This is a genomic window from Qipengyuania benthica, assembly GCF_030717865.1.
In the GTDB taxonomy this organism is placed as follows: Bacteria; Pseudomonadota; Alphaproteobacteria; order Sphingomonadales; family Sphingomonadaceae; genus Qipengyuania; species Qipengyuania benthica.
On sequence record NZ_JAVAIL010000005.1, the window covers coordinates 85958 to 103260 of the forward strand.

A 17303-nucleotide genomic window follows, 5' to 3' on the forward strand; every position below is an offset into this window, starting at 1 on the left:
GCCAAAAAAAAATCCGTCAGCATTCCATCGGCTATCCAAAGGACCCAAAGGCCGAAAGGTTTCCGAAATGTCCCACTGCGAACCCGCCAAAGCAATTTTATATCATGCGCTTCGGTCTGGTCGGTCCTTTACCCATCATGCCGATGCACCGCAAACCCTTTATCGGTTAACCCCGGATTCAGTGCATCTCGGCTTGGAACGGGCAGAGCGCGGCTTCATTTTGCTATTTACCGGACCGCCAAGTTTCGTCCCTCCTGTCGGGAATTTTCGATGCACAACGCCCCACGCACCTTCCTGCTGCCCCTGGTCGCCTGTCTCGCGCTGGCGAGCGGGCCGCTCGCCGCGCAGGCTCGCACAGGGGGGCCGGCGCCTGCCGTCGGCGACGTTCCGACCCCCGGCGCGGCCTACGCCGGTCCGACCCCCGCCGGCGCGAACTACGCCGGTCCGACCTACGCAGATCTGGTCGATCTTGCCGAGGGCACCCCGCTGGTCATTCGGGCGCGGATCAAGGACCAGGCGCGGGTCTCGGCCGAGCGGGCGCCCGGGCTCGCTCCGGGTTTCGCGCGGCTCTACATCGAGGCCGAAACGCTGGCGCTGCTCGCGGGCAATATGCCGTTCGGGGAATCGCTGCGCTATCTCGTCGACGTGCCGCTCGACGCCAAGGGCAAGCCGCCCAAGCTCAGGAAGCAGGAAGTGGTGTTGTTCGCCCGTCCGGTGCCCGGCCGCCCGCGCGAGGTGCAACTGGTCGATCCGCGCGCGCAGCTGGCGGCCACGCCCGAGCTGGAAAGCCGCTTGCGCCCGGTGCTGGCGCAACTGGCCAGCGCCGATCGTCCGCCGGTGGTGACCGGGGTGCGCGATGCGCTTTCCATCGCCGGGACGCTGACCGGGGAATCGGAGACCCAGCTGTTTCTCGACACCGCCGATGACGGACCGGTTTCGGTGACCGTGATCCGCCGGCCGGGAATGGAGCCGCGCTGGGGCGTCTCGTGGAGCGAGATCGTGGATCAGGCCGCGCGGCCGCCGCAGCCCGGGACGCTGGCATGGTACCGGCTCGCCTGCGCGCTGCCCGAACGGCTGCCCGCCGAAGCCAATCTGGCGCGCGACGAGGAAAACCGCGCCCGTGCGGCCCAGGACTATGCGCTGGTGATCGCCCGGCTCGGTCCATGCGAGCGCAACCGCAGCTAGCCCCGCGCCAAGACAAACTGGTTCCCGTACGGCCTCGCCTTGGGCTAGGCGCGCGGCCATGGACAAGCTCTTCTCGCATCGTTTCCGCGTCCGCTATGCCGAGGTCGATCCGCAGGCGGTGGTCTTCAATTCGCGCTATCTCGAATATGCCGACGTCCTGGTGAGCGAATTCTTCCGCGACCGGCGCGCGCATGGTCTGCCGGCGGGTCTGGAGTTCCACATCCGCCGCGCCGAGGTGGATTATATCCGCCCGATCCGGTCGGAGGAGCTGCTCGAAGGGCGGTTGGCGATCGAGCGGATCGGCAATAGCAGCATGGCGATGCGGATCGCGCTGCATGGCGTCGGCGAAGGGGGCGCGGACCCGGGCGCAGACGATCTCCGCGCCGAGATCCTGCTGGTCCAGGTCCATGTCGATCTCGCGACCGGTCGCCCGCTGCGAATCCCCGATAGCTTGCGCGAAGCCTTCGGCTTTCCCCTGGGAGAACCGGTCGATGGCTGAGCCGCTCAGGATCGCGCTCGCCGGGCTGGGGACCGTTGGCACCGGCGTGCTGCGGCTGCTCGAGGCCAATGGCGCAACGCTGGCCAAGCGCGCGGGTCGGCCGATCAAGGTGGTCGCGGTATCGGCTCGCGAGCGCGCCCGCGATCGCGGCGTCGATCTGAGCGCCTACGACTGGGTCGACGATATGGCCATGCTCGCTACGCGCGATGATGTCGATGTTGTGGTCGAACTGGTCGGCGGTTCCGACGGTCCTGCGCTAACGCTTGCGCGGAGTGCACTGGCGCAGGAAAAGCACTTCGTCACCGCCAACAAGGCCATGGTCGCAGTGCACGGCATGGAACTCGGCAAGCTCGCGGAGGCCCATGACGCCGCTTTCAAGTTCGAGGCGGCGGTGGCAGGCGGCATTCCGGTGGTGAAAGGCCTGCGCGAAGGGGCTGCTGCCAACCGGATCGAGCGCATCTCGGGCATTCTCAACGGCACCTGCAATTTCATCCTGTCGGAAATGGAGCGCAGCGGCGCCGATTTCGGCGAGGTGTTGAGCCAGGCGCAGGCAAAAGGCTTTGCCGAGGCCGACCCCGGTTTCGATATCGAGGGCGTCGATGCGGCGCACAAGCTGGCCATTCTTGCCGCGATCGGTTTCGGCGCGCGGATCGATTTCGACGCAGTGGCGATCAGCGGGATCACCGAGGTGGGCGCCGCCGATATTGCCCGCGCCGCGACGCTGGGCTTCGTCATCCGGCTGGTCGGGGTCGCGGATTGCGACACGCAAGGCAGCGGCGCTCCCCGCCTGCTGCAGCGCGTACGCCCCTGCCTTGTGCCCAAGGACCACCCGCTGGCGCATGTGACCGGTCCCACCAATGCGGTGGTGGTCGAGGGCAATTTTTCGGGTCGCCTGCTGTTCCAGGGCGCAGGCGCAGGCGATGGCCCGACCGCCAGCGCCGTGGTCGCCGATCTGGTCGATATCGCGCGGGGCGATACCGGCCTGCCGTTCTCGGTCCCGGTAGCCGACCTCGAGCCGCTCGAAGCCGCCGATCCGGGCCACCGGGTCGGCCGCGACTATCTGCGCTTCACGGTGGCCGACCGCCCCGGCGTGCTCGCCGAGATCACCGCCGCGATGCGCGATGCCGATCTGTCGATCGAAAGTCTGATCCAGCAGGGCCGTTCGGCCGACGGGGGCGAGGTGTTGGTGGCGATGGTCACCCACGAAGGTCCGGAGCGCTGCGTGACCAGGGCGCTCGAACTGCTCGAAGGTTCGCCCAGCCTTACCGCTCCGCCGCTGGTGCTTCCGATTCTGCGGGACTAACCGCCTCCTCGGCAAAATCCGGGGGCGGCGGCAGGCCCAGAGCCTTTTCGCTTGCTGGCGGGATGGGTCGGCGCCCGGCGTCGCCATCGCTTCCGAGCGGAGCCAGGCCGCGCGCGATCCGGTCCGCATCGGATCCCGGAGGCGCTTCGGGAAGCGCCTCGATGTCGATCATGATCGCCAGCGGAGGCGGGCACGGTCCGATGAAGCAGCCGCGCGCCACGACCGTGCCGTGATTCGCAATTCCGAAGGCTTCGGGAGCCTGGGGGTTGTCCTTGTTCATGCTCTCGTTGGCGTAACGCTGCTCCCAGTCCTCCTTGTCCCAGACGCCGTCGGTGCTCTCTCCTCTCCCGCCGCATACCACGATCTCCCCCGAGATGACGGTCGCGTAATCGTCTTCGACGCAGGGTACCGCCGCGCTCTCCCCGTCGTCGACCGAACGGGACACCAGCAGATCGATCTTCTGGGGCGGGCTGCGCTCCTGCGCCACTGCCGACTGGCTCATGCCGAGCAACAACAAGGCGACCACCGCGCCCGCCTGTCTCGACATTGCCATGCTCCCTGTATATCCGCGCGCCAAACTCGCTTTGGGGACTGAACCGACTATGAACCTTCCCGCCGACAACCCGCTCGATCGCATTCTCGTCCTCGAAATGGTCCGCGTGACGGAGGCGGCGGCGGTCGCCGCGGCCAAGCTGATCGGCAGGGGCGATGAAAAAGCCGCCGATGCCGCAGCGGTCGAGGCGATGCGCAAGGCCTTCGACGAGCTCTACATGGATGGGACCGTCGTGATCGGCGAGGGCGAACGAGACGAGGCGCCGATGCTCTATATCGGCGAGAAGGTCGGCGGGGCGCCGGGCAAGGGCCCCAAGATCGACATCGCGCTCGATCCGCTGGAAGGGACCACGATCACCGCCAAGGCCGGCCCCAATGCCCTGGCAGTTCTCGCCGCCGCCAAGGAAGGCGACCTGCTCAACGCGCCCGACACCTATATGGACAAGCTGGCGGTCGGCCCGGGCTACCCCGAGGGGATCATCGATCTGGCCAAATCGCCCAGCGACAATGTTCGCGCCGTGGCGAAGGCCAAGGGTGTCGAGCCCTCGGACATCATCGTCTGCGTGCTCGACCGCCCGCGCCACGCCGATCTCATCGCCGAACTGCGCGCGCTGGGCTGCGGCGTGGTCCTGATCGGCGACGGCGACGTCGCCGGTGTGATCGCGGTGACCGACGAGGACACCACCATCGACATGTATATGGGCCAGGGCGGCGCTCCCGAAGGCGTGCTTGCGGCGGCGGCGCTGCGCTGCGTCGGCGGCCAGTTCAACGCGCGCCTCGTCTTCCGCAACGAGGAAGAGAAAGGCCGCGCCCGCAAGCTGGGCATAAGCGACGAGGACTTCGACCGCATCTACACGCGCGACGAGCTGGTGAAGGGCGATTGCATCTTCGCCGCCACCGGGGTGACTTCGGGCTCCTTGCTGGAAGGGGTGAAATACCGTCGCGGCGGACGGATGACGACCGAGAGCGTGGTGATGCGCGCCTCGAGCGGGACGATTCGCTGGATCAAGGGCGAGCACAAGGCGCGCTGACGAGGTCTTCTGCAGGGGAACGCTGCCAATCATCCACCGGGTCCGGGATTCACCGGAAACCGGCCCGGCGCGTGTTGCAATCGCGTGACGCTCGGCTAGGTGCGGTTCGCACCGCACCGACATCGCGCCGACAGGGATTCGTTCGCATGAAAATCATGGCCGCCAATTCCAACCTGCCGCTCGCCCGCGCGATCGCGGCCTATCTCGAGATGCCGCTGGTCGATGCCGGCGTCAGGCGCTTCGCCGACGAGGAGATCTTCGTCGAGATCCACGAGAACGTGCGCGGCGAGGATGTGTTCGTGGTCCAGTCGACCAGCTATCCCGCCAATGACAATCTGATGGAACTGCTGATCTGCATCGATGCGCTGCGGCGCGCATCGGCCCGGCGGATCACCGCAGTTGTGCCCTATTTCGGCTACGCACGGCAGGACCGCAAGCCCGGGCCGCGGACCCCGATCTCGGCCAAGCTGGTCGCCAATCTGATCACCGAAGCAGGGGCCAACCGCGTGCTCGCGGTCGATCTGCATGCCGGCCAGATCCAGGGCTTTTTCGACATCCCGACCGACAATCTCTACGCCGCGCCGGTGATGGCGGCGGATATCCAGGCGCGCTACGGCGATCAGGATCTGATGGTGGTCAGCCCCGATGTCGGCGGCGTGGTCCGCGCGCGTGCGCTCGCCAAGCGGCTCGACAATGCGCCGCTCGCGATCGTCGACAAGCGCCGCGATCGCCCGGGCGAGAGCGAGGTCATGAACATCATCGGCGAGGTGAAGGGGCGCCACTGCATCCTGATCGACGACATCGTCGATTCGGGCGGCACGCTGTGCAACGCCGCCGAGGCCTTGCTGGCGCAGGGCGCGTCGAGCGTGGCGGCCTATATCAGCCATGGTGTGCTTTCGGGCGGGGCGGTGGCGCGGATCGACAAATCGGCGCTCAAGGAACTGGTCATCACCGACACCATTCGCCCCACCGACGACGTGCTCGATTCCGACCGCCTGCGAATCCTCACCATCGCCCCGCTGATCGGCGAGGCGGTGCGCCGCATTGCCGACGAAAGCAGCGTTTCCAGCCTGTTCGACTGACATGGCGAACAGCGCCGATCTCGCGCTTGCCAACCGCCTCGCCGATGCGGCGGGCGAGGCGATCCGACCGCTGTTTCGCGGCGATTGGTCGCAGGAGCGCAAGAGCGATTCCTCGCCGGTGACCGAGGTCGACCGCGCCGCCGAAGCGGCGATGCGCGCGGTGCTCGAGGCCGAGCGCCCCGACGACGGCATCGTCGGGGAGGAATACGGCACCCGCAACGAGGGTGCGGCACGCCAATGGGTGCTCGATCCGATCGACGGGACCATCAGCTTCATGGCCGGACGCCCGATCTTCGGCACGCTGATTTCGCTGATGGAAGGCGGATGGCCGGTGATCGGCGTCATCGACCAACCCGTTGCGCGCGAGCGCTGGGTGGGGCGGATCGGACACGAAACCACCTTCAACGGGTCACCCGTCCGCACCCGCGCGTGTCGCAGCCTAGCCGATGCGGTGCTCGCCACCAGCAGCCCGCATTATTTCTCCAGCCAGGAAGCCGACCACTACATGGCGCTCGCCCAAGCCGTGGCGCAGGACAAGCGGCAGGGCATGATCGTCTATGGCGGCGATTGCTACAATTACGGGCTGCTGGCTTCGGGCCATCTCGACGTGGTGTGCGAAGCAGGGCTCCAGCTGTTCGATTTTGCCGCGCTGGTGCCGATCGTCGAGGGCGCGGGCGGGATCATGTGCGATTGGTCGGGCGAGCCGCTCCACGCCGCCAGCGACGGACGCGTGCTGGCGCTGGGCGAACCGGCGCGGCTCGAGGATGTGCTCGAGGCGATGGGACGCAGCGAAGCGCACGGGCACTGAGCGCACGGCGGTTCGTTTGCCGGGCATGAACACTATTCTCGTAACCGGCGCAGGCAACGGCATCGGCCGTGCTACTCTCCTCCATTTCCACGGCCTCGGCTGGCGGGTCGTCGGGCTGGACAAGGATGCCGAGGCGCTGGCCGAACTGCGCGCGGCGCTTCCCGCATCCGAAGCGCTGCTGCTCACTTGCGATGTCGGCAAGGAGGGAGAGGTAACCCGCGCTTTCGCCCGGATCGGCGAATGGCTGGACGAGGATGCGCTCGATTGCCTGGTCAACAATTCCGGGATCGCCGATCCCTATTGCGGGCCGCTGGCGAACCTCTCGCTCTCCGCCTGGCAGGAATGGATCGACGCCAGCCTGACCGCCGCCTTCCTGTGCAGCCGCGCTGCGGTGCCGCTGCTCGAGCGCAGCCGGAGTGCAAGCATCGTCAATATCTCCTCCACCCGCGCGGTGATGAGCGAACCCGAATGCTTCGCCTATGCCGCCGCTAAGGGCGGGCTCGACGCGCTGACGCATGCCATGGCGGTCTCGCTGGGCCCGGCGATCCGGGTCAACGCGATCCGGCCGGGCTGGATAGAAACCGGACCGTGGCAGAAAGCCGGCGAGCGCAGCGAGCCCGATCATCGCCCGCGCGACCGCGAGCAGCATCCGGTCGGGCGGATCGGAACCTGCGAGGATATCGCCGAGGCGATCGCCTATCTGCACCACGCCGGTTTCCTGACCGGGCAGCATCTCAATATCGACGGTGGCATGACCAGGAAGATGATCTACGAGAGCTGATATGGCCTTCGGATCATCACTGGGATCGTCACTGGAGAACCGCGTCGCTCTGGTGACCGGAGCGGCGCGCGGGCTGGGGTTCGCGATCGCGCGCGGTCTGGCCGAAAGCGGGGCGAGCGTCTGGCTCAACGGCCGCGACGAGGATGCGCTGGCGGCAGCGGCGCGCGCAATCGGTCCGCAGGCGCGCATCCTGTCCTTCGACATTGGCGATGATGCCGCGACGGGCGCCGCATTCGAGCGCCTGAGCGCAGAGGGTGGGCTCGACATTCTGGTCAACAACGTCGGCCGGCGCGACCGGCGTCCGCTCGCCGAACTGGGTCGCGCCGACATGGACGCCCTGCTCGCCAGCAATCTGGTGGCCCCTTTCGATCTGGCGCGCCGCGCCGCGCCGCTGATGCGGGCGCGCGGTTACGGGCGGATCGTCAACATCACCTCGATCGCGGCGGAGATCGCGCGCGGCGATGTGCTCTACACCGCGAGCAAGGGCGGGCTTGCCGCGCTGACCCGCGCGCTGGCCGCCGAGCTGGGCGGCAGCGACATCACCGTCAACGCGGTAGCACCCGGCTATTTCGCGACCGATGCCAATGCGGCGATGGTCGCCGATCCCGAGATCGCGGAGCATCTGGCGCGGCGGACCTCGCTTGGGCGCTGGGGCCAACCGGAGGAGATCGCTGGAGCTGTCGCCTTTCTCGCCTCGCCCGCCGCCAGCTACGTCACCGGTCAGACGCTGGCGGTCGACGGCGGCTATCTCGCGCACTTCTGATACCGGCCCTCGACCTCGCCCTTTGATCCTTGCCTTTTGGGGCGAAACCGCTATGTGCGCGACCTTCACCGACACGTGATTCATGTGCCGGCCTGGCGACAAGGGCTGCCAGGGCTGGTTCGACGTGTCTCTGCAAAGGAGATGAAAATGCCCAAGCTGAAGACCAAGAGCGGTGTGAAGAAACGCTTCAAGATCACCGCCAATGGCAAGATCAAGCACGGCGTCGCCGGCAAGCGCCACCGACTGATCAGCCACAATGCGAAGTATATCCGCCAGCACCGCAGGACCAAGGTTCTCGCCAAGGCCGACCAGGCCGCGGTGAAGAAATGGGCCCCCTACGGGCTCGGTTGAGCCCCCGGTTTAAGGAGAAAGAGATATGCCTCGCATCAAACGCGGCGTGACCACGCGCCAGAAGCACAAGCGGCTGCTCGACCAGGCCAAGGGCTATCGCGGTCGTCGCAAGAACACCATTCGCGTCGCGCGTCAGGCGGTCGAAAAGGCCGGCCAGTACGCTTATCGCGACCGCAAGGTTAAGAAGCGCAACTTCCGCGCCCTGTGGATCCAGCGCATCAACGCCGCGGTCCGGGCCGAAGGCCTGACCTATTCGCAGTTCATGCACGGTGCCAAGCTCGCCGGGATCGAACTCGACCGCAAGGTGATGGCCGACCTCGCCATGAACGAAAGCGCCGCCTTCGGTGCGATCATCAAGCAGGCCAAGGGCGCGCTTCCCGCCTGAGCCTCCGCACCCGCGAAAGAAACAGCGCCGCCCCTTCCCGGGGTTGGCGCTTTTTCTTTGCCCGCCTTTCGGCTAGCGAGCCCCCGATATGACCAGCGACACCACCAGCGAAACCGAACAGAAAATCGCCGACACGCTCGCGCGGCTGCACCGCACCGACGATCTGGCCGGGGTCGAGGCGATCCGGGTCGAGGCTCTGGGCAAGCAGGGCTGGCTCAACCAGCTGATGAAGACGCTGGGCAGGATGAGCCCCGAGGAGCGGCAGGTCGAAGGGCCGCGGCTGCAGGGGATGCGCACACGCATCTCCGAAGCGCTGGACGATCGCAAGGCCGCGCTCGAGGCGGCGGAGCTGGAGCGGCGGCTGGCGACCGAAACCCTCGACCTGACGCTGCCCGCGCCTGCGATGCCCACCGGGTCGGTCCACCCGGTCAGCCAGGTGATGGACGAGCTCGCCGAGATCTTCGCCGATCTGGGGTTCTCGGTCGCCACCGGCCCCGAGATCGAGGACGACTGGCACAATTTCACCGCGCTCAACATGGCCGAAACCCATCCGGCGCGCGCGATGCACGACACCTTCTATTTCGGCGAGCAGGACCGCGACGCACGGGGCAACCGGATGTTGCTGCGCACGCATACTTCGCCGGTGCAGATCCGCTCCATGGTCGAGCAGGGCGCACCGATCCGGCTGATCGCCCCGGGCCGGGTCTACCGCAGCGACAGCGACGCCACCCACACGCCTATGTTCCATCAGATCGAAGGGCTGGTGATCGACCGCGATATCCATCTGGGCCATCTCAAATGGACGCTCGAGACCTTTCTCAAGGCTTTCTTCGAACGTGACGACATCGTGCTTCGACTGCGCCCCTCCTATTTCCCCTTCACCGAACCCAGTGTCGAAGTCGATGTCGGCTTCGCGGTCGAAAACGGCCGCCGGGTGCTCGGCGGCAGCGGCGACGATGAAGGCCATGGCTGGATGGAACTGCTTGGCAGCGGCATGGTCAACGCCCGCGTGATCCACTTCGCGGGGCTCGATCCCGACGAATGGCAGGGCTTCGCCTTCGGAGTGGGCGTCGACCGGCTGGCGATGCTCAAATACGGGATGGACGATCTGCGCGCCTTTTTCGATGGCGACCAGCGCTGGCTGGCGCATTACGGCTTCTCTCCCTTCGATCGGCCGACCCTTTCCGGCGGTGTGGGAGCGCGCGCATGAAGTTCTCGTTCGAATGGCTCCGCCACTTCCTCGACACCGAGGCCTCGACCGCCGAGATCGCCGCCGTGCTCAATGCCATCGGCCATGAGGTCGAGGGGATCGAGGACCCAGCGCAGAAGCTGGCGGGCTTCCGCGTCGCCGAGGTGCTGACCGCCGCGCCGCACCCCGATGCCGACAAGCTGCAGGTGCTCACCGTCGATGCCGGTGACGGCCAGCCGTTGCAGGTGGTCTGCGGCGCACCCAATGCGCGCGGGGGGATGAAAGGCGTGCTTGGCCTGCCCGGCGCGGTGGTGCCGTCCAACGGCATGGAACTGCGCAAGAGCGCGATCCGCGGGCAGGAATCCAACGGCATGATGTGCTCGGTGCGCGAGCTCGAACTGGGCGATGCGCACGAAGGCATCATCGAACTGCCCGAGGATGCGCCCGTCGGCGCGAGCTTCGCCGATTACCACGCGGCCTCGCCGGTGTTCGATGTCGCGATCACCCCCAACCGGCCCGATTGCATGGGCGTGATGGGGATCGCGCGTGATCTCGCCGCCGCCGGGCTTGGGACCTTCAAGCCGGCCGAAGTGCCCGCGATCGAGGGCGCTTACGATTGCCCGATCGACATTCGCACCGAGGATCCCGAGGGCTGCCCGGCCTTCTACGGCCGCGTCATCCGCGGGGTGTCCAACGGCAGCTCGCCCGAATGGATGCAGCGCCGCCTGCTCGCCGCCGGGCAGCGCCCGATTTCGGCGCTGGTCGATTGCACCAACTACCTGATGTTGGCCTGCGGGCGACCGGCGCATGTCTACGATCTCGCGACGCTCTCGGGCGCGATGGTCGCGCGGCGGGCGCGGAACGACGAACAGGTCGAGGCGCTCAACGAGAAAACCTACACGCTCGACGACACCATGACCGTCATTGCCGACGACGCGCGGGTCCACGACATCGCCGGGATCATGGGCGGCGCACATTCGGGCGCGAGCGAGGGCACGACCGACGTGCTGCTCGAGATCGCCTATTTCGACCCCGAGCGGATCGGAGTGACGGGCCGCAAGCTTGGCCTCGCCAGCGACGCACGCACGCGCTTCGAACGCGGGGTCGATCCGGCCTTCCTCGACGAAGGGCTGGCGCTGCTGACCGATCTTATCGTGAGCTGTTGCGGCGGCGAACCGAGCAAAGTGGTGCGCGCCGGAGCGCCGCCCGCCGATCCGAAGCGGATCGCTTTCGATCCCGCGCTGACCGCGCGGCTGGGCGGTATCGAGGTCGCGCCGGACGAGCAGCGGCGCATTCTCGAAGCGCTCGATTTCGCCGTGGCGGAGGACTGGAAGGTCACCGTTCCGCTGCGCCGCCACGATGTCGAAGGCCCTGCCGATCTGGTCGAGGAAGTGGTGCGCATCCACGGGCTCGACAAGGTCGAGAGCGTTGCCCTCCCGCGCCCTGAAGGTGTCGCGCGGCCCACCGCCACACCGGCGCAGCAGATCGAACGCAAGCTGCGCCGCGCCGCCGCGGCTCGCGGTCTCAACGAGGCGGTGACCTGGTCCTTCCTCCCCGCCGCGCAGGCCGAGCATTTCGCCGATAGCGAGCGGTTGTGGGTGCTCGACAATCCGATCAGCGAAGACATGAAGGCGATGCGCCCCTCGTTGTTGCCGGGCTTGATCGCCGCCGCGAAACGCAATGCCGATCGGGGGCAGAGCGGATCGCGCCTGTTCGAGATCGGCCGGCGCTATTTCCGCGGCGAGAGCGGCGCAAGCGACGAGAGACCGACGCTCGGCGCGTTGCTCGCGGGCGAGAAGACCGACCGCGGCTGGTCCGATGGCAAGGCGACCCCATTCGACGCCTATGATGCCAAGGCGGAAGCGCTCGCGCTGCTCGACGCCGCCGGTGCCCCCACCGCCAATCTGATGGTGATGGCCGGCGAGCAGGGTGGTGCGGGGGCGCAATTCCATCCCGGCCAGTCCGCCACGCTGCGGCTCGGACCCAAGAACGTGCTCGCACGCTTCGGGGCGCTCCATCCCGCGACGCTCAAGGCCTTCGACATCGAGGGGCCGGTGATGGCGATCGAGCTTTTCCTCGACGCGATCCCGGCGAAGAAGGGCAAGCCCGCTTTCGCGCGCGCCGCCTATGCGCCGCCCGCGCTGCAGGCGGTCACCCGCGACTTCGCCTTCCTCGTCCCGGGCGGTCTTGCCGCCGGCGAGCTGCTGCGCGCGGTCCGCAGCGCGGACAAGGCGGCGATCGTCGAGGCCCGCATCTTCGACCTGTTCACGGGGCAGGGCGTGCCCGAAGGGCGCAAGTCGCTGGCGGTCGAGGTGACCCTCCAGCCCGGCGACAAGAGCTTCACCGACGAGGAGATCAAGGCGATCTCCGACAAGATCGTCGCCAGCGCGGCAAAGCAGGATGCGGAGTTGAGAGGATGAGCAGGACGGCACTAGTAACCGGAGCCACCGCCGGGATCGGCGAAGCCACCGTGCGCGCTCTGGTCGCGAATGGCTGGCGCTGCATCGGCACCGGACGGCGCCGCGAACGGCTAGATGCGCTGGTTGCGGAGCTCGGGGCGGACAAGGTCCACCCTGCCGTCTTCGACGTGCGCGACGAGGAAGCGATGGACGCCGCGCTTGCCGAGCTGCCCGAGGAGTTCGCCGGGATCGACCTGCTGGTGAACAATGCCGGTCTGGCGCAAGGGCTCTCCCCCGCGCAGGAGGCCGATCTCGACGATTGGCAGGCCATGATCGACACCAATGTGACGGCCATGGTCAAACTGACGCGCAAGCTGCTGCCCAGACTGATCGAACGCAAGGGCGCGGTGATCGCGATCGGCTCGGTCGCGGGCAGCTACGTCTATCCGGGCGGCAATGTCTATGCCGGCAGCAAGGCTTTCGCCAACCACTTCACCCTTGCTCTGCGCGCGGATCTCCACGGCACCGGCGTGCGGGTGACGAGCATCGAGCCGGGCATGGTCGAGACCGAGTTCACCCTGGTTCGGACCGGCAGCCAGGACGCCTCGGACAGGCTCTATCAGGGTGCCGATCCGATGACGGGCGAGGACATCGCCAACACCATCCTGTGGGTCGCCCAGCTGCCCCCGCACCTCAACATCAACCGCATCGAGCTGATGCCGGTGAGCCAGGACTTCGCCGGCTTCCGCGTTGCACGTAACTGAGTTTCCATGACCTCCAATCGCCGTACCTTCGCGATCATTTCGCACCCCGACGCGGGCAAGACCACGCTGACCGAGAAGCTCCTGCTGCAGGGCGGCGCGATCCATCTGGCGGGCGAGGTCAAGGCGCGCGGACAGGCGCGGCGCGCACGCTCGGACTGGATGAAGATCGAGCAGCAACGCGGAATTTCGGTCACCAGTTCGGTGATGACCTTCGAGCGCGACGGGATCACCTTCAACCTGCTCGACACGCCTGGGCATGAGGATTTCTCCGAGGACACCTATCGCACGCTGACTGCGGTCGATTCCGCGATCATGGTGATCGACGCCGCCAAGGGCATCGAGCCGCAGACGCGCAAATTGTTCGAGGTCTGCCGGCTGCGCAGCGTGCCGATCATCACCTTCGTCAACAAGGTCGACCGCGAGGGCCGACCGGTGTTCGAACTGCTCGACGAGATCGCCGATATGCTCGCGCTCGATGTCTCGCCGCAGATGTATCCGGTGGGGATGGGCGGCCAGTTCGAGGGCGTGCTCGATTTCGCCACCGGCTGCGTCGCCCGCCCCGAAGGCCCGTCGAAGGAGTTCAAGGGCAAGCGCGACGCCGATCCGCAGATTCCCGCGCAATTTGCCGAGGAGATGGAGCTGGCGCAGATCGGCTATCCGCAATTCGATCTCGAGGCCTATCGCAATGGCGATCTCACCCCTGTGCTGTTCGGTTCGGCGCTCAAGAGCTTCGGGGTGACCGAACTGATCGACGCGATCGCGAAATACGCGCCGCCGCCGCGCCCCCAGCCCGCCGGCGACGAGCAGATCAGCCCTGAGCGCGACGAGGTCACCGGCTTCATCTTCAAGGTCCAGGCCAATATGGACCCCAATCACCGCGACCGGATCGCCTTCATGCGGCAGGTCTCGGGCACCTTCAAACGCGGCATGAAGCTGACGCCCTCGGGGCTGGGCAAGCCGATCGCGATCCATTCGCCGATCCTGTTCTTCGCGCAGGATCGCGAGATCGCCGACACCGCCGAGGCCGGCGACATCATCGGCATTCCCAACCACGGCACGCTGCGGGTGGGCGATACGCTGTCCGAGAAGAACGAATTGCGCTTCACCGGCCTGCCGAATTTCGCGCCTGAGATCCTGCGCCGCGTCCAGCTCAAGGATCCGACCAAGACCAAGCAGCTCAGGAAGGCGCTCGACGATCTTTCCGAGGAAGGCGTGATCCAGGTGTTCTACCCCGAGATCGGTGCGCAATGGATCGTCGGCGTGGTAGGCCAGCTCCAGCTCGAGGTGCTCGTCTCGCGGCTCTCGGCCGAATACAAGGTCGAGGCGGCGCTCGAGATGGCGCCCTTCTCGACCGCGCGCTGGCTCAAGGGCGAACCCGCGGCACTCGACGATTTCGAGAAGTTCAACCGCCCCAATCTGGCGCGCGACCGCGACGGCGATCTGGTGTTCATGGCCAAGAGCCCGTGGGACGTCAGCTACCAGGAAGAGAAGAACAAGGCGCTGGTCTTCTCGGCGACCAAGGAGCGCTGACTTGCGAGCGGCCCGGCTTCGCGGCATGGGGTCGCCATGACGCATGCCGGACCCACATCGCAGACCTTCATCTCCCAGCGGCTGCGGCTGCATTACGTCGACTGGGGCAATCGCGGCAAGCCGCCGCTGGTGCTGGTCCATGGCGGTCGCGACCACGCGCGCAGCTGGGACTGGGTCGCCGAGCAATTGCGCAACGACTGGCATGTGGTGGCAATGGATCACCGCGGCCATGGCGATTCGGACTGGGTCAGCGATGGCAATTACCAGACCAGCGACATGGTCTACGATCTGGCGCAGCTGATCCATCAGCTGGGCGTCGGGCCGGTCACGATCGTCAGCCATTCGATGGGCGGCAATGTCTCGTTGCGCTACGCCGGGACCTTCCCAGAGATGGTGACAAAGCTGGTCGCCATCGAGGGGCTGGGGCCCAGCCCCAAGCGGCAGGCGGAGATGCGCGAGACCCCCTATCCCGAACGGGCGCGCGAATGGATCGACAAGAAGCGCGCCGCCTCCGCGCGAGCCCCTCGCAAATACGAGAGCATCGAGACCGCCTTCCAGCGGATGATCGAGGAGAATTCCTACCTCACCGAGGAGCAGGCCCGGCATCTCACCATCCACGGCGTCAACCGCAATGAGGACGGCACCTACACCTGGAAATTCGATCCGCATCTCAACGTCTGGCCGATCGAGGACGTCGCCGACGAATTTCTCCACCAGACCTGGGCGGCGATCACCGCGCCCACGCTGCTGCTCTACGGCTCCGACAGCTGGGCCTCCAATCCCGAGGGCGACGGTCGGCTCGACAATTTCAACACCGCGCGGGTGATCGAATTCGACAAGGCCGGACACTGGCTCCACCACGACCAGTTCGACCGCTTCATGGCGACGCTGGGGGATTTCCTCTAGATGGCCGAGTTCTTCGACAGGCTGGAGGACGAATACATCGCGACGCTGGCGCAGCAGCCGGTCTTCTTCGTGGCCACCGCTTGTGCCGAGGGACGGATCAATCTCAGCCCCAAGGGCTATGACAGTTTCCGCGTCCTCGGGCCTTCGCGAGTGGCCTATCTCGACATCGCGGGGTCCGGCAACGAGACCCATGCGCATCTTGCAGCCGACGGCCGGATCACCGTGATGGTCTGCAATTTCGAGCAGCCCGCGCTGATCCTGCGCATCTACGGACGCGGGCATCCCGTCCTGCCGCAGGACGCGGGCTGGGACGAGCTTGCCGCCCACTTCACGCTACTCCCCGGCACCCGTCAGATCTTCGACATCGCGGTCGAGAGCGTGCAGACCTCCTGCGGCTGGGGTGTTCCCTTGATGCAGTTCGACCGCGAGCGCCAAACACTGGTCAAATATTACCAGGGTCGCGACCCAGAGGCATTCGTAGCCAAGCGCCAGCAGCGCTCGAAAAGCATCGACGGCCTGCCGACCCGGGCCACCGATCGCTTCATCGCGGGCGATTGAGCTTATGCGGCTGCGCTTCGCCAGCTACAACATCCACAAGGCGGTGGGCCGCGACCGAAAATGCGATCCCGAGCGGATCATGGCGGTGCTGCGCGAGATCGATGCCGATGTGATCGTGCTGCAGGAGGCGGATCGCCGCTTCGGCGACCGCGCGAGCGTGCTGCCCCGCGCGCTGCTCGACGATTACCCGTGGAAGGCGGTCGATGTCGCGCGGCGTCCGCGCAGCATCGGCTGGCACGGCAACGCCATCCTGGTGCGGCGCGAATGCGAAGTGCAGGATTCCGAAGCGCTCCATCTGCCCACGCTCGAACCGCGCGGCGCCGCCAATGCGGTGATCGCGATCGAGGGGCGCAACATCCGCATCATCGGGACGCATCTCGACCTGTCGGGCTTGCGCCGCCGCGACCAGGTGCGCGCCCTGCTCGAGTTCGTCGCAAGGACCACCGAGGATTGCCCGACGATCATCGGCGGCGACTTCAACCAGTGGGGCCGCTTCACCGGCGCGATGCGCGAATTCGGCGACGACTGGCACGCGATCTCGCCCGGCCCGAGCTATCCCAGCCGCGGCCCGATCGCCCGGCTCGACCGCATCGTCACCTCGCCAAGCTGGCTCTGCCACGATGCCCATGTGCATCACAGCCCCCTCGCCAGCGTCGCCTCGGACCATCTGCCCGTCTATGCGGAACTCGATCTGCCCGAATTATAGGCAGCCGCCCGCGGATTGAGCAGGCTGTGTCGTAAAATTGCGCCGACGCCATCTTCGCAAAGCGCTAAATTGTGCTGAATCGCCTACTGGCACAGCTTTTGCAAAGCTCCCTCTCGCCGGGAACGGGCCCGGCAGCGATAGCTCAGGGGGGCCGCGTGAAATACATCATCGCCGTCATCAAGCCGTTCAAGCTCGACGAGGTGCGCGAAGCGCTCGGCTCGATCGGGGTCGCGGGAATGACCGTGTCCGAGGTCAAGGGCTTCGGGCGCCAGAAGGGCCAGACCGAGATTTACCGCGGGGCGGAATATTCCACCAACATGCTGCCCAAGGTGAAGCTGGAGATCGCCGCCAGCGACGATCTCGCAGCCCAGGTGGTCGAGACGATCCAGCAGATCGCGCGCACCGAATCGATCGGCGACGGGAAGATCTTCGTCCTCGATCTCGCCGGGGCGACCCGCATCCGCACCAGTGAAACCGGCGACACCGCGCTATGATCCGAGGGGACATCATC

Annotated in this window: 19 protein-coding genes; 18 read left to right on the forward strand and 1 reads right to left on the reverse strand. The window is 66.8% G+C overall.

The window, feature by feature from the left end; genetic code table 11:
- Nucleotides 1–270: 270 nt before the first annotated feature.
- Genes Q9K01_RS13535 through Q9K01_RS13545 form a run of 3 tightly spaced genes read left to right on the forward strand, consistent with a single transcriptional unit; the run spans nucleotide 271 to nucleotide 2987 of the window.
- Nucleotides 271–1185: a hypothetical protein gene (locus tag Q9K01_RS13535; RefSeq protein WP_305930653.1), complete on the forward strand. Its 915-nt coding sequence runs from the start codon at nucleotides 271–273 to the stop codon at nucleotides 1183–1185.
- Between the two features lie 58 nt (nucleotides 1186–1243).
- Nucleotides 1244–1684 (forward strand): acyl-CoA thioesterase, encoded by a 441-nt coding sequence (locus Q9K01_RS13540; RefSeq protein ID WP_305930654.1) that lies wholly within the window; start codon nucleotides 1244–1246, stop codon nucleotides 1682–1684.
- The gene (locus Q9K01_RS13545; protein ID WP_305930655.1) at nucleotides 1677–2987 is read left to right on the forward strand and encodes a homoserine dehydrogenase; all 1311 of its coding nucleotides are present in this window, start codon (nucleotides 1677–1679) and stop codon (nucleotides 2985–2987) included. The genes Q9K01_RS13540 and Q9K01_RS13545 overlap by 8 nt, the downstream gene beginning before the upstream one ends.
- Here Q9K01_RS13545 and Q9K01_RS13550 read toward each other — a convergent pair.
- Nucleotides 2947–3534, reverse strand: a complete 588-nt coding sequence (locus Q9K01_RS13550; RefSeq protein WP_305930656.1) for a hypothetical protein — start codon at nucleotides 3532–3534, stop codon at nucleotides 2947–2949. The genes Q9K01_RS13545 and Q9K01_RS13550 overlap by 41 nt on opposite strands.
- Nucleotides 3535–3589: 55 nt before the next feature.
- Here Q9K01_RS13550 and glpX point away from each other — a divergent pair, with 55 nt between their 5' ends.
- The 15 genes from glpX (at nucleotide 3590) to Q9K01_RS13625 (ending at nucleotide 17286) form a co-directional block, all read left to right on the forward strand.
- Nucleotides 3590–4570 carry a class II fructose-bisphosphatase gene (gene glpX, locus Q9K01_RS13555; RefSeq protein WP_305930657.1) on the forward strand — a complete coding sequence of 327 codons (981 nt, stop codon included), beginning with the start codon at nucleotides 3590–3592 and terminating at the stop codon, nucleotides 4568–4570.
- A gap of 146 nt (nucleotides 4571–4716) precedes the next feature.
- Nucleotides 4717–5652 carry a ribose-phosphate pyrophosphokinase gene (locus Q9K01_RS13560; protein ID WP_305930658.1) on the forward strand — a complete coding sequence of 312 codons (936 nt, stop codon included), beginning with the start codon at nucleotides 4717–4719 and terminating at the stop codon, nucleotides 5650–5652.
- Between the two features lies 1 nt (nucleotide 5653).
- Nucleotides 5654–6460, forward strand: a complete 807-nt coding sequence (locus Q9K01_RS13565) for an inositol monophosphatase family protein (RefSeq protein WP_305930659.1) — start codon at nucleotides 5654–5656, stop codon at nucleotides 6458–6460.
- A gap of 25 nt (nucleotides 6461–6485) precedes the next feature.
- Nucleotides 6486–7241 (forward strand): SDR family NAD(P)-dependent oxidoreductase, encoded by a 756-nt coding sequence (locus tag Q9K01_RS13570; RefSeq protein ID WP_305930660.1) that lies wholly within the window; start codon nucleotides 6486–6488, stop codon nucleotides 7239–7241.
- 1 nt (nucleotide 7242) lies between these two features.
- On the forward strand, nucleotides 7243–8004 hold the full coding sequence (locus Q9K01_RS13575; protein ID WP_305930661.1) for an SDR family oxidoreductase: 762 nt from the start codon (nucleotides 7243–7245) through the stop codon (nucleotides 8002–8004).
- A 147-nt stretch (nucleotides 8005–8151) separates the two neighbouring features.
- Nucleotides 8152–8355 carry a 50S ribosomal protein L35 gene (gene rpmI / locus Q9K01_RS13580; RefSeq protein WP_305930662.1) on the forward strand — a complete coding sequence of 68 codons (204 nt, stop codon included), beginning with the start codon at nucleotides 8152–8154 and terminating at the stop codon, nucleotides 8353–8355.
- A 25-nt stretch (nucleotides 8356–8380) separates the two neighbouring features.
- A complete protein-coding gene (rplT, locus tag Q9K01_RS13585) occupies nucleotides 8381–8740 on the forward strand; it encodes a 50S ribosomal protein L20 (RefSeq protein WP_305930663.1) in 360 nt (119 codons plus the stop codon).
- Nucleotides 8741–8828: 88 nt separating this feature from the next.
- Nucleotides 8829–9950 (forward strand): phenylalanine--tRNA ligase subunit alpha, encoded by a 1122-nt coding sequence (gene pheS / locus Q9K01_RS13590; protein ID WP_305930664.1) that lies wholly within the window; start codon nucleotides 8829–8831, stop codon nucleotides 9948–9950.
- Nucleotides 9947–12349 carry a phenylalanine--tRNA ligase subunit beta gene (pheT, locus tag Q9K01_RS13595; protein WP_305930665.1) on the forward strand — a complete coding sequence of 801 codons (2403 nt, stop codon included), beginning with the start codon at nucleotides 9947–9949 and terminating at the stop codon, nucleotides 12347–12349. Before pheS ends, pheT begins: the two co-directional genes overlap by 4 nt.
- Entirely contained in the window at nucleotides 12346–13092 is a 747-nt protein-coding gene (locus tag Q9K01_RS13600) for an SDR family NAD(P)-dependent oxidoreductase (RefSeq protein WP_305930666.1), read from the forward strand. Before pheT ends, Q9K01_RS13600 begins: the two co-directional genes overlap by 4 nt.
- Nucleotides 13093–13098: 6 nt before the next feature.
- Complete coding sequence (locus tag Q9K01_RS13605) at nucleotides 13099–14622, forward strand: peptide chain release factor 3 (protein WP_305930667.1); 1524 nt, start codon at nucleotides 13099–13101, stop codon at nucleotides 14620–14622.
- Between the two features lie 36 nt (nucleotides 14623–14658).
- Nucleotides 14659–15528, forward strand: coding sequence for an alpha/beta fold hydrolase (locus Q9K01_RS13610; RefSeq protein ID WP_305930668.1), 870 nt, complete (start codon nucleotides 14659–14661; stop codon nucleotides 15526–15528).
- Complete coding sequence (locus Q9K01_RS13615) at nucleotides 15529–16086, forward strand: pyridoxamine 5'-phosphate oxidase family protein (RefSeq protein ID WP_305930669.1); 558 nt, start codon at nucleotides 15529–15531, stop codon at nucleotides 16084–16086.
- Nucleotides 16087–16090: 4 nt separating this feature from the next.
- On the forward strand, nucleotides 16091–16792 hold the full coding sequence (locus tag Q9K01_RS13620; protein WP_305930670.1) for an endonuclease/exonuclease/phosphatase family protein: 702 nt from the start codon (nucleotides 16091–16093) through the stop codon (nucleotides 16790–16792).
- A gap of 155 nt (nucleotides 16793–16947) precedes the next feature.
- Complete coding sequence (locus tag Q9K01_RS13625) at nucleotides 16948–17286, forward strand: P-II family nitrogen regulator (protein ID WP_305930671.1); 339 nt, start codon at nucleotides 16948–16950, stop codon at nucleotides 17284–17286.
- The last annotated feature ends 17 nt before the right edge of the window (nucleotides 17287–17303 follow it).

What these genes read in the sequence shown, in the direction of transcription:
- Q9K01_RS13535 (WP_305930653.1), top strand. Translation starts at nt 271, where the DNA reads ATGCACAACGCCCCACGCACCTTCCTGCTGCCCCTGGTCGCCTGTCTC.
- Q9K01_RS13540 (WP_305930654.1), top strand. Translation starts at nt 1,244, where the DNA reads ATGGACAAGCTCTTCTCGCATCGTTTCCGCGTCCGCTATGCCGAGGTC.
- Q9K01_RS13545 (WP_305930655.1), top strand. Translation starts at nt 1,677, where the DNA reads ATGGCTGAGCCGCTCAGGATCGCGCTCGCCGGGCTGGGGACCGTTGGC.
- Q9K01_RS13550 (WP_305930656.1), bottom strand. Translation starts at nt 3,534, where the DNA reads ATGTCGAGACAGGCGGGCGCGGTGGTCGCCTTGTTGTTGCTCGGCATG.
- glpX (WP_305930657.1), top strand. Translation starts at nt 3,590, where the DNA reads ATGAACCTTCCCGCCGACAACCCGCTCGATCGCATTCTCGTCCTCGAA.
- Q9K01_RS13560 (WP_305930658.1), top strand. Translation starts at nt 4,717, where the DNA reads ATGAAAATCATGGCCGCCAATTCCAACCTGCCGCTCGCCCGCGCGATC.
- Q9K01_RS13565 (WP_305930659.1), top strand. Translation starts at nt 5,654, where the DNA reads ATGGCGAACAGCGCCGATCTCGCGCTTGCCAACCGCCTCGCCGATGCG.
- Q9K01_RS13570 (WP_305930660.1), top strand. Translation starts at nt 6,486, where the DNA reads ATGAACACTATTCTCGTAACCGGCGCAGGCAACGGCATCGGCCGTGCT.
- Q9K01_RS13575 (WP_305930661.1), top strand. Translation starts at nt 7,243, where the DNA reads ATGGCCTTCGGATCATCACTGGGATCGTCACTGGAGAACCGCGTCGCT.
- rpmI (WP_305930662.1), top strand. Translation starts at nt 8,152, where the DNA reads ATGCCCAAGCTGAAGACCAAGAGCGGTGTGAAGAAACGCTTCAAGATC.
- rplT (WP_305930663.1), top strand. Translation starts at nt 8,381, where the DNA reads ATGCCTCGCATCAAACGCGGCGTGACCACGCGCCAGAAGCACAAGCGG.
- pheS (WP_305930664.1), top strand. Translation starts at nt 8,829, where the DNA reads ATGACCAGCGACACCACCAGCGAAACCGAACAGAAAATCGCCGACACG.
- pheT (WP_305930665.1), top strand. Translation starts at nt 9,947, where the DNA reads ATGAAGTTCTCGTTCGAATGGCTCCGCCACTTCCTCGACACCGAGGCC.
- Q9K01_RS13600 (WP_305930666.1), top strand. Translation starts at nt 12,346, where the DNA reads ATGAGCAGGACGGCACTAGTAACCGGAGCCACCGCCGGGATCGGCGAA.
- Q9K01_RS13605 (WP_305930667.1), top strand. Translation starts at nt 13,099, where the DNA reads ATGACCTCCAATCGCCGTACCTTCGCGATCATTTCGCACCCCGACGCG.
- Q9K01_RS13610 (WP_305930668.1), top strand. Translation starts at nt 14,659, where the DNA reads ATGACGCATGCCGGACCCACATCGCAGACCTTCATCTCCCAGCGGCTG.
- Q9K01_RS13615 (WP_305930669.1), top strand. Translation starts at nt 15,529, where the DNA reads ATGGCCGAGTTCTTCGACAGGCTGGAGGACGAATACATCGCGACGCTG.
- Q9K01_RS13620 (WP_305930670.1), top strand. Translation starts at nt 16,091, where the DNA reads ATGCGGCTGCGCTTCGCCAGCTACAACATCCACAAGGCGGTGGGCCGC.